This is a genomic window from Fodinicola feengrottensis, assembly GCF_010993775.1.
Classification (GTDB): Bacteria; Actinomycetota; Actinomycetes; order Mycobacteriales; family HKI-0501; genus Fodinicola; species Fodinicola feengrottensis.
Genome location: NZ_WOTO01000003.1, coordinates 72,029 through 85,491 on the forward strand (window position 1 = coordinate 72,029; position 13,463 = coordinate 85,491).

Annotated in this window: 11 protein-coding genes and 4 pseudogenes; 6 read left to right on the top strand and 9 right to left on the bottom strand. The window is 66.1% G+C overall.

Going from position 1 to position 13,463, the window contains the following annotated elements:
- Window positions 1-16 precede the first annotated feature (16 nt).
- The 3 genes from GNX96_RS03190 to GNX96_RS03195 are packed head-to-tail and all read right to left on the bottom strand — an operon-like array spanning window position 17 to window position 1,535.
- Window positions 17-823 carry a MerR family transcriptional regulator gene (locus GNX96_RS03190; RefSeq protein ID WP_163566948.1) on the bottom strand — a complete coding sequence of 269 codons (807 nt, stop codon included), beginning with the start codon at window positions 821-823 and terminating at the stop codon, window positions 17-19.
- 47 nt (window positions 824-870) lie between these two features.
- Entirely contained in the window at window positions 871-1,053 is a 183-nt protein-coding gene (locus GNX96_RS48410; RefSeq protein WP_279579229.1) for a winged helix-turn-helix domain-containing protein, read from the bottom strand.
- On the bottom strand, window positions 1,053-1,535 hold the full coding sequence (locus GNX96_RS03195) for a response regulator transcription factor (protein ID WP_279579230.1): 483 nt from the start codon (window positions 1,533-1,535) through the stop codon (window positions 1,053-1,055). The genes GNX96_RS48410 and GNX96_RS03195 overlap by 1 nt, the downstream gene beginning before the upstream one ends.
- Window positions 1,536-1,840: 305 nt before the next feature.
- On the opposite strand from GNX96_RS03195, the gene GNX96_RS03200 reads away from it, so the two are divergent.
- The gene (locus tag GNX96_RS03200; RefSeq protein ID WP_163566949.1) at window positions 1,841-3,988 is read left to right on the top strand and encodes a sialidase family protein; all 2,148 of its coding nucleotides are present in this window, start codon (window positions 1,841-1,843) and stop codon (window positions 3,986-3,988) included.
- On the opposite strand, the gene GNX96_RS03205 is transcribed toward GNX96_RS03200, so the two are convergent.
- A complete protein-coding gene (locus GNX96_RS03205) occupies window positions 3,981-4,235 on the bottom strand; it encodes a hypothetical protein (protein WP_163566950.1) in 255 nt (84 codons plus the stop codon). The two genes, GNX96_RS03200 and GNX96_RS03205, sit on opposite strands and share 8 nt — an antisense overlap.
- A gap of 218 nt (window positions 4,236-4,453) precedes the next feature.
- Between GNX96_RS03205 and GNX96_RS62350 the strand changes: the two are divergent.
- Together GNX96_RS62350 and GNX96_RS48420 are read left to right on the top strand one after the other, a co-directional pair.
- A pseudogene (locus tag GNX96_RS62350) lies at window positions 4,454-4,621 on the top strand (methyltransferase domain-containing protein); the annotation flags it as partial.
- An 86-nt stretch (window positions 4,622-4,707) separates the two neighbouring features.
- Entirely contained in the window at window positions 4,708-4,926 is a 219-nt protein-coding gene (locus tag GNX96_RS48420) for a hypothetical protein (RefSeq protein ID WP_279579232.1), read from the top strand.
- On the opposite strand, the gene GNX96_RS03215 is transcribed toward GNX96_RS48420, so the two are convergent.
- The 4 genes and pseudogenes from GNX96_RS03215 to GNX96_RS62355 all read right to left on the bottom strand — a co-directional run bounded on the left by GNX96_RS03215 (window position 4,910) and on the right by GNX96_RS62355 (window position 9,154).
- Window positions 4,910-5,365, bottom strand: a complete 456-nt coding sequence (locus GNX96_RS03215; protein ID WP_279579311.1) for a redoxin family protein — start codon at window positions 5,363-5,365, stop codon at window positions 4,910-4,912. The genes GNX96_RS48420 and GNX96_RS03215 overlap by 17 nt on opposite strands.
- A gap of 112 nt (window positions 5,366-5,477) precedes the next feature.
- A pseudogene (gene rho / locus GNX96_RS03220) lies at window positions 5,478-6,600 on the bottom strand (transcription termination factor Rho); the annotation flags it as partial.
- Window positions 6,601-6,919: 319 nt separating this feature from the next.
- Window positions 6,920-8,524, bottom strand: a complete 1,605-nt coding sequence (locus tag GNX96_RS03225) for an alpha/beta hydrolase (protein ID WP_279579233.1) — start codon at window positions 8,522-8,524, stop codon at window positions 6,920-6,922.
- 231 nt (window positions 8,525-8,755) lie between these two features.
- The gene (locus GNX96_RS62355) at window positions 8,756-9,154 is read right to left on the bottom strand and encodes a thioesterase family protein (RefSeq protein WP_163567072.1); all 399 of its coding nucleotides are present in this window, start codon (window positions 9,152-9,154) and stop codon (window positions 8,756-8,758) included.
- Between the two features lie 249 nt (window positions 9,155-9,403).
- Between GNX96_RS62355 and GNX96_RS62360 the strand changes: the two are divergent.
- Window positions 9,404-9,802, top strand: a pseudogene (locus tag GNX96_RS62360) (phosphotransferase); the annotation flags it as partial.
- 113 nt (window positions 9,803-9,915) lie between these two features.
- The gene (locus tag GNX96_RS03235; RefSeq protein ID WP_163566952.1) at window positions 9,916-10,155 is read left to right on the top strand and encodes a hypothetical protein; all 240 of its coding nucleotides are present in this window, start codon (window positions 9,916-9,918) and stop codon (window positions 10,153-10,155) included.
- A 31-nt stretch (window positions 10,156-10,186) separates the two neighbouring features.
- Here the strand turns inward: GNX96_RS03235 and GNX96_RS03240 are convergent, their stop codons facing one another.
- Window positions 10,187-11,347, bottom strand: a complete 1,161-nt coding sequence (locus GNX96_RS03240; RefSeq protein WP_163566953.1) for an acyl-CoA dehydrogenase family protein — start codon at window positions 11,345-11,347, stop codon at window positions 10,187-10,189.
- A gap of 263 nt (window positions 11,348-11,610) precedes the next feature.
- Between GNX96_RS03240 and asnB the strand changes: the two are divergent.
- A pseudogene (gene asnB / locus GNX96_RS03245) lies at window positions 11,611-13,451 on the top strand (asparagine synthase (glutamine-hydrolyzing)).
- Window positions 13,452-13,463: the final 12 nt, after the last annotated feature.

Sequence of the window (13,463 nt, forward strand, 5' to 3'; positions counted from 1 at the left end):
GGTAGCGACAAGACCACTAGCGTTGCGGAGGAAGCTCAAGCTGCACTTCCACCACCCAGTTGTGTTGGTCGTCGCCGGTCGCTTCGAGGAAGATCGACCGCCGGCGCTGCTCGCCGGTGTGGCCGTTGGCGTCGGCCCAGCGAGCGAGAGCCACGTTGGCGGCGCCGATGTCCTGCATCATCGGGCCGTGGTGGATGACTGACGCCACGTTGGCGGCGGGCAGATCGACCGAGGTCAGGCCCGGGGTTTCGGCCGGTGCGGCGAAACCCGTGTAAATGCGTACGGCGTCGGCTGCCGCTGGCACGTACCAACTGATCGGTGAAGTGCGGCTCCATCCAGCGGAGTTCATAAGATCGCACGCTTTGATGAACAGTTCTTCCACCGCGGCACCGAAATCTTCGTCGTCGGCGACGACGCTGGTGAGCGCGGCGAGCCGAATCGACTCAACCTGTTTGACCACGACCGGTGGGTCGGACCTACCCGTTTCCCTTTCGATCAGCGCAAGCCTGGCATCGATTTGGGCTATCCGGTGGCGCGCGTCCTGCGACTGCCGTTCGAAGTCCGCACGCCGCATCCGAAGCATGCCGCGCAACTGCGCTGTGTCGAAGCCGTCGTGCAGCATTTCGCCGACCTGTTGGAGGGTGAATCCCAGCGTTTTGAGGGTGACGATCCGATGCAGATCGCCGAGCTGGTCCAAGTGATAGCGGCGACGACCAGTCCACTGGTCGACTTCCGCCGGCCGCAGCAGCCCCATCTCGTCGTAGTGCCGCAACATCCGCAGCGACACTCCACCAAGGCGCCCGAAATCTCCAATGTTGATCATGCCGTCACTGTCCTACCTCACATCGTGTGAGCTGCAAGCCGAAATCGTTACGGCCGTGGTGGGATCAGGCGGTAGCCGCGGCGCAGTACGGTCTCGATGATCGGTGGGTCGTGTAGCTTGCGGCGAAGTTGGCCGATCAGCACCTGGACGCGGTTCGGGTCCGGTTCGAGTTCGTCCCAGCACTGCTCCATCAGCACCCGAGTCGACACCGGCTCGGGTTGCTTGGTCATCAGCAGCTCCAGCACCGCGAACTGTGTTTTTTCGTCAGCGTCAGCAGCGTCCCGGCCCGCCGGACCTCCCGGCGGCCCGGGTCCAACTCCAGGTCACCGCATCGCAGCACCGGCGGCGGGCCCGGCACCACCTGCAGGCAGAGCCGCCGAACCCGCGCCTCCAGCACCGCCATCTCAAACGGCTTGGTCACGTAGTCGTCGCCGTACGCGAGTCCCTCCACCAAATGCGGCACAGTGCTCAATCCGGTCAGGAACAACACCGGCACCGCCCACCCGGCGGCCCGCCGATCTCGTACGTACGACAGCGAGTCCCCGCCCGGCAGGCGCCGGTCGAAGACCGCGCAGTCGTACGAGTTGACCGCGAGCTCCACATCGGCATCGGGCAGGTCACCGACCGAGTCCACCGCGAACCCAGCACCGCGCAACGCGGTATGGACGGCGAAGCGCAAATCGCCGTCATCCTCCACCACGAGTACACGCACGGTTGTCAACAGTAGCGGAGAGCGAAACCCTCGCGAGGGTGACGTTCTGAGGTGACAAATAACGGCATACCGACCCCGAAACGTCACCCTCGCGAAAGGCCGCATGTAGCGCTACAGTGCTGGTCGAGGGAAGGTGGCTGCGGTGGTGGCCGACGTTTGTTCTGCGCCCTGGGGATGGTGTTGGCCGCTGCGGTGCTGGTGCCGGTGGCCGCGTTCGGGTCGCCAGCGAGCTACACCTTCGAGGGGGACGCGGTTGGCAGTGTGTGCCGGCGGGGTGTGTGACGCCGACGGGGCGGGCTGGGGCGGTGGTCAGTGACCAGCGGGCGTACGCGGGAAGTCGCTCATTGCTGGTGGATGATCAGACTTCGACGGCGATGACCGCGATAGCCTGCGGTTCAGCCAGTGCGGCCGGTGCCGACCTCGCTTTCGCCGCGTTTCCCGATCACAGCGCCAACGGTTTCCTGATCGACATTCTCGGCACCACCGCGACGAGCGGGACGACACCGGTCTTTCATCTGCTGGCTTCCGCGGACGGATCGATGAGTTGGTACGACGGCTCGAAATGGAACTCGTTCGCGGCGGCCGGATCGTTGCCGCAGAACCAGTGGAGCACGGTGGAGATCGCCGTTCCGTCGAACTATGGCGGGATGTCCGTGTCGGTCGGTGGGCATGACGTTGGTACGGGTGGAAGGTGGGGGACGGCAAGCATTACCGGCATCACCGGATTCGGCTTCGCCAGCACGGGTACGGTCCCCACTGGCGACCGAGTCTTCTTTGACAACGTCACTTTCGGTGCGGTGCCGTCGATCCAGACTTTCGAGACGGACACCGCCGGCGCGGTGCCGACCGGATGTGTCACACCGGCAGGGAAAACGCCCGCGACGGTCAGCGCTCAGCGGGGATATAACAGCAATAGGTCGCTGCTGATCAACGACCAGTCCACCAGCGCGATCGTCCAGGTCGGCTGTGACCGGCCAGTGCAGCAGGGTGGGGACTTGAAGTTCATGGCCTACCCGGCCGCGCTGGCGAACGGATTCCTTATCGACTTCAACGGCACCGTCCGCGGCTTTTCGGACGTACGAACAGTTTTCCACCTCGCGGTCACCAGTGCCGGCGGCATCAACTGGTACGACGGTGGGACCTGGGATGCCGGTGCCGTCGCGCCGGCCGGGACCGTACCGATGGCGACTTGGTCCAGCTTCGAGATTTCGGTGCCGACAGACCAAAGTGTGGCATATGTCTCGGTCAACGGACAGTATGTCGGAGCCGGCGGGCCCTGGGGCGTACGCGAGGTGACGAGCATTGTCGGGTACGGTTTCGCCAGCAACGGCACGCCGACCACCGGGGACACGGTTTTCCTTGACAACGTGGGGCTTGGCGCGGCGGACGACGCCGTGCCACCGGCGGCGCACGGCCGGTTCGACATTTCGCCGCTGGTGCTCATCGACCAGCGCAGCACTCCAGTGCAAATGCCCAACACAGCAGTTGTCGTCGGCCAGCGGGTGCTGCTGAGCTATCCCGCGCACACCGACAGCAGTGCCACCAGCGGCAACGAGTACGCGTACTCGGACAATGGCGGTGCGAGTTGGGTGCACGCGCAGGCCAGCAACCCGATGCCGAATGAAGCGTCCTATAGCATGACCAGGCTCGGCAATGGAAATCTGCTGGCGGTCAACTATCACACGTACATGCTCGCCGGAAACAAAAGCGCGTCGGTCGACAGCGCGATTTCCACGGACAATGGCATGACGTGGACCAAACGTACCGGCACGATGACAACGACACAGGAAATGCGGCCGATTTCCTCGGCCACCGATCGACCCGGCTCGGCGCAGGGTGGATTCGTGCTGGTGCACAGCGCGCTGCAAAACTCGGACGGCAGCCTTTTCCAGTCCGCGTACGGATATTACCAAGACGACCCGAAATACCGTGAGCTGTTGCTGGTCTCCACCGACGGCGGGCTCAACTGGACCGTACGGGCGACGGTGGGATTCAATCCGACGCTGACCAGTGATGGCCGGTACGAGGGATTCTGCGAGGGCGCCTTCGCGCGGGCCGCGGACGGTTCGCTCTTCACCGCGATGCGGATCGGCGGTTATCTGCCGATGTACGCGTCAAGATCGACCGACAACGGTGTCACCTGGTCGACGCCGACACCGTTGCTCAACGGACCGGGGGAGTCGACTTTCAGTGTCTTCCCGACGATCGTGAACACCGCCGGCAACACTTTCGTGATGGTGACCGGACGTCCGGGTTTGTCTCTGCTGGTTTCCGATGACGGCGGGCTTTCGTGGTCCAGATCGGTGGCCGCGGACTACCAGGACTCGGCGAACGGGACATTGGTCGTGCTCGACCCGGCACATCTGCTGCTTTTCGGGGACCGCGGCGCGAACTGGTCCTCGCCGACCCCTTCGCCTTATCAGGTGTGGTCGCGGCAGGTGTCGCTCAGCTGACCGGGTCGAGGTCGTACGCCTCGTCGCCGACCCAGATGCGCAGACCGTCGGCGTCGTCGGTGATCGCACCGTCCTCTTCCTCGCCGAGTTCGCGGGAGGCGCCGAGAGCCGCTTCGCTCAGCTCGATCCAGCCGTCGCCGGCATCGTGCGGCCGGTATTCGGAGGCGAGCCAGTGCGTGCGGCTCTCGGTGGCGAGGATGGCCGCGTTCTCGACCCCGACCTGCGCCCTGAACGTCCGGTTCCGCATGGCGACCTCCGAGGAGATTGTCGTCGCGGCGATGGTCGGCTGTCCACGGTCGGCGCCGGATCCTCTCCGTTCCGATAGGTTGGCCAGATGGGTGACATCGCGGCCACACGGGCGTTTTTCGGGCCACGCGCGGCCGGGTGGGAGGACAAGTTTCCCGAGGATGGGCCGGCCTACCAGCGAGCGGTCGACGAGCTCTCGCGGTGCCGGTCGCCGGGGCCGTGCTCGATGCCGCCTGCGGCACCGGCCGGGCCATCGAGCCGTTGCGGGCGGCGGTCGGACCGGCCGGCACGGTGATCGCCGTCGACGTGACCGTCGAGATGCTGACGGAGGCCGCTCGGCGCGGCCGCGGTGGGCTCGTACTGGCCGACGCGACTCGGCTGCCGCTGCGGGACGCCTCGCTGGACGCGGTCTTCGCGGCCGGACTGCTGCCGCATTTGCGGGACACCGGGGTGGTCTGTCCGAGCTGGCCAGGGTGGCTCGTACGGGCGCCCGGCTGGCTCTTTTCCACCCGGTCGGTCGCGCTGCCCTCGCCCGCAAACACGGCCACGAACTGGCCGCCGACGACATCCGTGCCGAACCGCGTATTCGGGCCGCGCTGGCCGCCACCGGCTGGCGATGCGAGTCCGTCGACGACGCCGATGAACGCTATCTTGTCCTTGCCGTACGGGAAAAGATCAAGCCAACGATTTGATGACGGCCTCCGCCGCCGAATAGTTCGGCTCGCGCATCTGGTCGGGCACATATTCAGCGTACGCGATGCGGTCCTCGCGATCGATCACGAAAACGGCCCGCTGCAGCAGCCGCCATTGTTTGAGGAGCACGCCGTAGTCGACGCCGAAGCGTTCGTCGCGATGAGCGGACAGGAACTGGTGGCCGGCGTGTGTCTCGGTCCGCCAGCGATCCAGCGCGAACGGCAGGTCCATGCTCACCGTGGACATCCTGATGGCCGAGTCCTCGGAGAAAAGCCGCTCATCCCAGGTCCGGGTCTCCAGCGAGCAGACCGGCGTGTCGATCGAGTTGATCACGTTGAGCAGCCGTACGGCGCCGGCCGAGTCGCTCAGCCGCACCGGGATCACCGCGCCATCGGACGCCAGCCAGTCCAGCTCGAACGCCGGGGCCGGCGCCCCCACGACCAGCTTACGACCCACCACGGTGAGCTGTTCGTCCAGCTCGAACGCCTCTCCGGTCCGTTCGTCCATGGCCTCGACCGTACACAGCCCCGGGTGCCCCTTAAGGCAGGGTCTAAGCGGCGAGACGGGTGGTGGCGCTGATGCGCATGAGGAACTCGGCGTTGGACTGGTTTTTGCGGAGTTGGTCGAGCAGCTGCTCGATGGCGTGCTGGCTGTCGCGGGTCTGCAGGAGCCGGCGGAGTTCCTGGACCAGGACCAACTCCTGCGGCGACAGCAGAAGCTCCTCGCGACGGGTGCTGGACGGTGTCACGTCGACGGACGGCCGGGAAGGTCCGGTGTTCGGCGATCTTGCGGTCCAGTTTCAGCTCGGCGTTGCCGGTGCTTTTGAGTTCCTCGAAGAAAAGGGTGTCGGCGGCCGAGCTGGTCTCGACCATCGCGGTGGCCACGATGGTCAGCGAGCCGCCACCTTCGATGTTGCGGGCGGCGCCGAGGATGCGCTTGACCGGGTGCAGCGCGGCCGCGTCCACGCCACCGGACAGCACACGGCCGGACGGGCGGGCCGCGAGGTTGTACGCGCGACCGAGCCGGGTGATCGAGTCGAGCAGCAGCACCACGTCCTGGCCCATCTCGACCAGCCGTTTGGCCCGCTCGACCGCCAGTTCGGCGACCGCGGTGTGCTCGGCCGGCGGCCGGTCGAACGTGGACGAGATGACCTCGCCGCGTACCGACCGCTGCATGTCGGTGACCTCTTCGGGGCGCTCGTCCACCAGCAACACCATCAAGGTGCATTCCGGGTGGTTGGTGGCGACGCCTTCGGCGATCGCCTGCAACACGGACGTTTTCCCGGCTTTGGGCGGCGAAACGATCAGAGCGCGCTGGCCCTTGCCGATCGGCATCACCAGGTCGATAACCCGTGCGGTCAGCTTTTTCGGGGTGGTTTCCAGCAACAGGCGCTGGTCCGGGTGCAACGGCACCAGCGACTGGAATTCCTGCCGTCGCTGGAAAGACTCCGGTGGTTGGCCGTTGACGCTGGCCAGCGTGGCCAATTTCGCGTCCGGCTCGGACGGAACGCCGGTGACCAGGTCACCACTGCGGAGATTGTGCTTGCGTACCAAGGCCATTGGCACATGTACGTCGTCGGGGCCGGCCAGGTAGCCGGCAGTGCGGATGAAAGCGGATTTTTCTCGTACGTCGAGAATGCCACTGACGGTTTTCATGAGATTTCTCCTTGCGAGAGCGGAAAGACTGGGATCGAGCCCAGGAAAAGGTCGCCGCTGTCACGGGCGGTGGGAATCAGATCCGCGAGCGCAAACCTGATGACTGGACTCTAACCGCTTCCTGGGGCGGCGCTTCGCCGTCATCCACAGGAGCTGTTGAACGCACCATAGCTTGTCCACAAGGCACCGGCAAGCACCTTGTTAGCCATGTCGCTTCTGACGGGTTCAACACCGCCATCCGTACGCCTATTCCGCCGGGCATATAAAAAAGGCCCGGCCGGCAGAGTGGAATCCGCCGGCCGGGCCGTACTAGCAGGGTCGTACTAGCGCCGAAAAACTAGCCGCGGAACTTGCCCGGCAGTGTGCCGGCAGCCTTCGCGGTGGTGCCGGGAGCCGCCTTCGCCGCGTTGGCGGTCGGCGCGGTGGGCACTGGGCGGGGCAGGTACGGGCAGGTGGCGTCGGCGCCGCCGCCGGCCTTGCGCTTGGGCAGCTTGCCGGTGGCCAGGTAGTCGGCGACCTGGTTGTCGACGCATGCCACACCGGACAGTGAAGCGGCGTGCGTGGTGCCGCCGGGGCTCGCGATCAGGGACGCGTTCGGGAAGAGTTTGCGCACCTCAAGGGTGCCCTCGTAGGGCGTGGCCGCGTCGAGGGTCTCGTCCAGCAGCAGGATCGGCGCGACGGTCTTGCCGGTCACGGTCACCGGCTTGCCGGCCTTCGCCGGCCAGTAGAGGCACGGCGCGTTGAACCAGGCGTTGCCCCAGGTCTCGAAGGGCGCCTGCGCGTACGTCCGCCAGTTGTCGATCCGCCACTTGTTCCAGCTCTGCGGCCACTGGATGTCGGTGCACTGCACCGCGTTGTAGACCGCGAACCCGTTGTCGGCGTTCGGCACGGTCGGGTCGCCGTAGAGGTCCAGCAGCGGCTGCGCGTCCTGTTTGTGCACCCAGCCGGCGAAGGCGTTGGCCATGTCGACCCAGCCGTAAATGTAGTAGCCGGCCTGCAGGAAGACGTCGACCCACTCGTCCTGGCCGATCTTGCCGGCCGCCGGCTTCTTTGCCAGCAGCGCCTTTTGCCGGTACCACTGGGCTTCGACGGCCCGCTCGGTCTTGCCGAGGTGGTAGATGTTGTCGTACTGAGCGACCCAGCCGAACCAGATCTTGATGTTCCGCTCGAAGGCGATGTCCTGGTCGAGGTTCGCCTGGTACCAGATGTTGCGCGGGTCGACGTTGCTGTCCAGCACCGCCCGGCGGACCCGGGACGGGAACAGCGTCGCGTAGACCTGACCGAGGTAGGTGCCGTACGAGAAGCCGTAGTAGTTGATCTGGCTCGCGCCAAGCGCGGCCCGGATCGAGTCCATGTCACGGGCCGAGTCGGTGGTCTTCAGGTGATCCAGCAGCGCGCCGCCGTTCTTGGCACAGGCCTGCGCGTACGCCTTGGACTTGGCCAGCCAGATCTTCTCCAGCGCGAGCGAGGTGGGCTCGTACTGCGGGCGGTTGAAGCCGGCGTAGTCGGAGATGCAGGTCAGCGCCGGCTTGCTGGAGCCAACCCCGCGCGGGTCGAAGCCGATCCAGTCGTACGCGTCGCCGACGTGGTTGGGCACCGAGGCGCCGAGGGTGGACAGGGTCAGGCCGGATCCACCCGGGCCGCCCGGGTTGGTCAGCATGATGCCCTGGTATTTCGCGTCGGGGACCTTGTGCTTGATGCGCGAGACCGCCAGCGAGATCTTCGTGCCGGACGGCTTGCTGTAGTCCAGCGGCACCTGCAGGAAGCCGCACTGTCCGCCGGCCTGCTGCAGGCGGGTCGAGTCGCATGTGCCCCAGGTGATGCTGGCGGCGGCGGTGCTGGTGGTGGTGGGCGCCGCGGTGGCGGCCGCCCCGGGTATCCCGGAGACGAGCGTCGCACCGCCGGCGACCGCGGTCACGGCCGCGACTAACAGTTTTCTCACTCAAAACCCCTTTGCCGAAAAAATGTCCCGCGTGGACCGGTGAACGGCGTCATTCACGCAGGGGCGGGGGTGATTTTTCGCGTCGCGGGGCCCGATGGGGAGACGCCACCCATACCGTTATCAAACTGTGATGGGGGCTTCAGGTTCTGTTTATGGGATGTCGGCGTTCGCCTGCCGAGGGGCAAATGTGCTGTTCAGGGTTGGTGCTTGCGGAGGCCGACAGGGCAGCGGTCAAGCAAGCAACGCTGCCCGGAAGTCGTCCGGGACCGGCTTTTTGGCGTATTGCTCGGTGTCGACCGTGACGTACACATTGCGGGCCTCGCAGGCCAGCCGGTCGCCCACTCGGGCCTGGAAGTCCAGCTGGAAGCTGGTGTTCCCGACCTTCCCAGTGGTGACCGCGACCACCAGCGGGTCGCGCCACCGGACGCTGGACCGGTAGTCCAGGTCGCTGTGCACCAGCTGGATGTCGGTGCCGCTGGCGATCAAGTCGTGGTAGGCGACGCCTCGATACCCGAAATACTCGTACGAGGCTTCGTCGAAATAGCCGAGATACCACATGTTGAAGACCACGTTCTGGGCGTCGACCTCCAGATAGCGCACCCGTGCCGGGAAAAGGAACTCGTCAGCCATCCGGATATCGTACGGGCGGCGGCGAAGGGCAGGCGACCTGCCGGCGAAGATCCGTGTCACACCTGATGAATTCGGTCCGGAACCCGGAGTTCTTCTGGCAAACTCCCGAACGTGAATCCGGCGGGCCGTACGGACGAAGCCGTCCGGGCGCAAGCGATAGAGACGGCGATCGCGTCGCCGCACCCGGCGCGCATCACCGCGCTGGGTCACCGGTCGGATTCGGTCACCTACCTGGTGAACGAGCGGTTTGTGTTCCGCTTCCCGAAAGTCGCCGGGCAGGCGGTCGCGCTGCAGGTGCAAACCCGGCTGCTGCCCGAGTTGGCGCCCCGGCTGCCGGCGCCGGTGCCCGAGCTGCGGTTCGTCGGGCAGACCGTCACGGGCCTGCCGTACGTCGGATATCCGCAGCTCACCGGCCAGTTCCTGACCGCCGACCGGTTCCTGACGCTGGACAGCGACGCGCGCTCGCGGGTGCTCGACGAGCTGGCCGCTTTCATCGCCGCGCTGCGTGCCACCACCCTCGAGCTGGCCCGCGGCTGTGGCGTACCGGACCTCGACTTTCTCGGTACGTACACCGCCGACCGCGACCGGTTCCGCGACGAGTTCGCCGCGCGGATGAGTGCTGCCGAAGCCGCCCGCATCGAGTTGCGGTTCGCCGACTATTTGGGCGATCCCGCCAATTTCGACTACGAACCCGTCCTTCTGCACAACGCGTTGTCGTCGACCACATTCTGTGTGACCCGACCACCGGCGCGATCCGCGGAGTGCTGGATTTCGCCGCCGCCGCGATCGGCGATCCGGACTACGAGCTGCGGCACCTGGCGCAGGCTTTTGGCCTCTCGGTGGCGCTGGAGGTCGCCATCCGGCTCGGCCACCACGACCGTACCCGGCTGGTCGACAAGCTCGACTTCTTCGTCGCTGTCGACGCCCTGCGGCTCGCGATGCGCGGCCCCCGCCGGGGCGACCGCGCCCTCGTCCGCGCCGGCCTCGGCTCCCTCCGCTAATCGCGGAAGAAGATCCGTCGGTGCGCTCTCGTTAGAGCCCGAGGCCTCGGCCGATCACTTCCTTCATGATTTCCGTGGTGCCGCCGTAAATCCGGGTGATCCGGGCGTCCGCGTACGCGCGAGCGATCGGATACTCGGTCATGTAGCCATAGCCGCCATGCAACTGCAGGCACGCGTCGGTCACGCGGCCCTGCAGCTCGGTGCACCACCATTTGGCCTTGGCCGCGTCCTCGACGGTCAGCTCGCCAGCGTCGAGCGCGAGAATGCACGCGTCCACGTACGCCTGCGCCACGTCGACCTCGGTGGAGATCTCGGCGAGCGTGAAACGGCTGTTCTGGAACGAGCCGATCGGCTTGCCGAAGGCTGTGCGCTCCTTGACGTACGAGAGCGTCCACTCCAGCGCGGCGGCGGCCGCCGCGACCCCGGCGACCGCGATCGACAGCCGTTCCTGCGGCAAGTTCGCCACCAGCTGTCGGAAACCCTGGCCCAGCTCGCCAAGCAGGTTGCCGGCCGGCACGCGTACATCGTGAAAAACATCGTTGAAAAACAGCTCGGCGGTGTCCTGCGCGTGCTGGCCGAGCTTGTCCAGGTTGCGGCCGCGCTCGAAGCCGGCCATCCCGCGCTCAAGCACCAGCAGGCTCATGCCGGCGTGCCGCTGGGTGGGGTCGGTTTTCACCGCGGTGATGACCAGGTCCGCGTTGATGCCGTTGGTGATGAACGTTTTCGAGCCGTTGACGACGAAATCAGCACCGTCCCGGAGCGCGGTGGTGGACATGCTGGCAAGGTCGGAGCCGATGCCGGGCTCGGTCATCGCGATGGCCGTGATCAGCTCGCCGGCGGCGATCCCGGGCAGCCAGCGCTGGCGCTGTTCTTCCGTTGCGTACGACAGAAAATAGGGCATGCAGATGTCGTTGTGCAGGGTCATCCCGAGCCCTGCGGCGGCCGCGCCGCAGCGCTGCACCTCCTCGCCGAAGACGGCGTTGAAGCGGAAGTCGTCGACTCCGCCACCGCCGTACTGCTCCGGGATGGCCATCCCGAGGAACCCGGCCGCGCCGGCCGCGCCGAACAGCTCGCGCGGCACGATCCCGGCCTCCTCCCACTGGCTGAGGTGCGGCACCACGTCCTTGTCCAGAAACCGGCGCACGCTCTCCCGGAATGCCTCATGGTCTGACCCGTACAACTGGCGGCGCATCACAGGTCCCCTCTGCTCTTGCTTCTTGCACCGAGTGTGTCACGCCGGCACCGGCCAGATTCCGGAAACATCGGCGTAACACCACTGCTCGGAGAAAGCCAGCAAAGCGGACACCGCAAGATTGGCTGATTTGTCATATTGCGTGATCTACCGGCGAGTATCTACCGTCGAAATTAGTTAGCACTGCAAATTAAATCCCCGGCGTCGGAAACCTGCCCGAAACACCAGGCCTCGCTGCCGGGAACCTCGAGGGAGCAACGCGCATGTGCGGAATCACCGGGTGGGTCGACTACGACCGTGATCTGACCCAACAAAGAGCAGCCGCCCAGGCCATGGTCGACACGATGATCTGCCGCGGCCCGGACGCCGAGGGACTCTGGCTGCGCGAACACGTGGCCCTCGGGCACCGCCGGTTGGCGGTCATCGACATCGAGGGCGGCACCCAGCCGATGCCGTACGAGCAGGCCGGAAACGACGTTGTCTCGCTGACCTATTCGGGTGAGACGTACAACTTCCGGGAGCTGCGCGAGCAACTGACCAGCAAGGGGCACGTTTTCCAGACGGACAGCGATACCGAGGTCGTGCTGCACTCGTACTTGGAGTGGGGCGCGGGCATGGTTGACCACCTCAACGGCATCTACGCCTTCGCCATCTGGGACTCCCGTACGCAGGAGTTGCTGCTCGTACGCGACCGGATGGGCGTCAAGCCGTTGTTCTTCGCGACCGTCCCGAACGGCGTGCTGTTCGGCTCCGAGCCCAAGGCGATTCTCGCCAACGGCCTGATCAAACCGGTCGTCTCCGCGACCGGGCTGCGTGAGGTGCTCGCCTTCATCAAGACGCCGGGCGAGTCGCCGTACGAGGGCATTCGGGAGGTGCGTCCCGGACACCTGGTCAAGGTCAGCCGTTCCGGTATCGAGGAACACCGCTACTGGGAGCTGCACTCGGAGCCACACACTGACGACCTGGACACCACCATCCACACCGTCCGCGAGCTGCTCGACGACATCGTCACCCGGCAGCTGATCTCGGACGTACCGCTGTGCACGCTGCTGTCCGGCGGCTTGGACTCCAGCGCGATCACCGCGATCGCACAGAAGGCGCTGATCGCGCAGGGCCACGACTCGGTGCGCTCCTTCGCGGTCGATTTCACCGGCCAGGCCGAGAACTTCCAGCCGGACGCGATGCGCGGGACTCCGGACGGCCCGTACGTGCATGACCTGGCGGAGTTCGCCAAGACCAACCATCAGGACATCGTGCTGGACACCGCCGACCTGATGGACGAGGCGAACCGGCTCGCGGTCGTACGCGCCCGGGACGGCCTCTCGATGGGCGACATGGACACCTCGCTTTATCTGCTTTTCGCGGCCATTCGCAAGCGTTCGACAGTGGCCCTGTCGGGGGAGTCCGCGGACGAGGTTTTCGGTGGCTACAAATGGTTCCACGACAAGGCCGCGGTCAACGCGAACACGTTCCCGTGGATGGCCATGCAGCACGGCATGGACGGCGGCTGGCAGAACCTGCTGACTCCGGCGCTGGCCAAGCAGCTCGACCTGGATGCCTATGTCGCCGACCGGTACGCGCAGGCGCTCGCCGAGGTGCCGCGACTGGACGGCGAGGAGCCGTTCCAGGCGCGGATGCGTGAGGTCAGCTATCTGCACCTGACCCGGTTCGTACAGACCCTGCTGGACCGCAAGGACCGGATGAGCATGGCGGTCGGCCTGGAAGTCCGGGTGCCGTTCTGCGACCACCGGCTCGTACAGTACGTCTTCAACACTCCGTGGTCGATGAAAACCTTTGACGGCAGGGAAAAGAGCCTGCTGCGGGCGGCCACCAAGGACGTGTTGCCGTCGAGTCGATCGTGCAGCGCGTGAAGAGCCCCTACCCGTCGACCCAGGACCCGCGCTATCACCAGGCGTTGGAGGACGCGGCCGGCAAGCTGCTGGCGACCGGTGACAGCCCGATCTTCGACGTGATCGCGCCGGATGCGCTGCGCAAGCTCGCCGAGGTGCCGGCCGGCCACGACCAGGGCGCCCGGATGGGCCTGGACATGGCCCTCAACCTGCACACCTGGCTCACCGACTACAAGGTCACCGTCGCCGTCTAGGCGAATCATTCG

Bases quoted from the DNA above. Each gene is read 5' to 3' on its own strand.
- GNX96_RS03190 (WP_163566948.1), bottom strand. From the start codon at position 823: ATGATCAACATTGGAGATTTCGGGCGCCTTGGTGGAGTGTCGCTGCGG.
- GNX96_RS48410 (WP_279579229.1), bottom strand. From the start codon at position 1,053: ATGACCAAGCAACCCGAGCCGGTGTCGACTCGGGTGCTGATGGAGCAG.
- GNX96_RS03205 (WP_163566950.1), bottom strand. From the start codon at position 4,235: ATGCGGAACCGGACGTTCAGGGCGCAGGTCGGGGTCGAGAACGCGGCC.
- GNX96_RS62355 (WP_163567072.1), bottom strand. From the start codon at position 9,154: ATGGCTGACGAGTTCCTTTTCCCGGCACGGGTGCGCTATCTGGAGGTC.
- GNX96_RS03240 (WP_163566953.1), bottom strand. From the start codon at position 11,347: ATGCGCCGCCAGTTGTACGGGTCAGACCATGAGGCATTCCGGGAGAGC.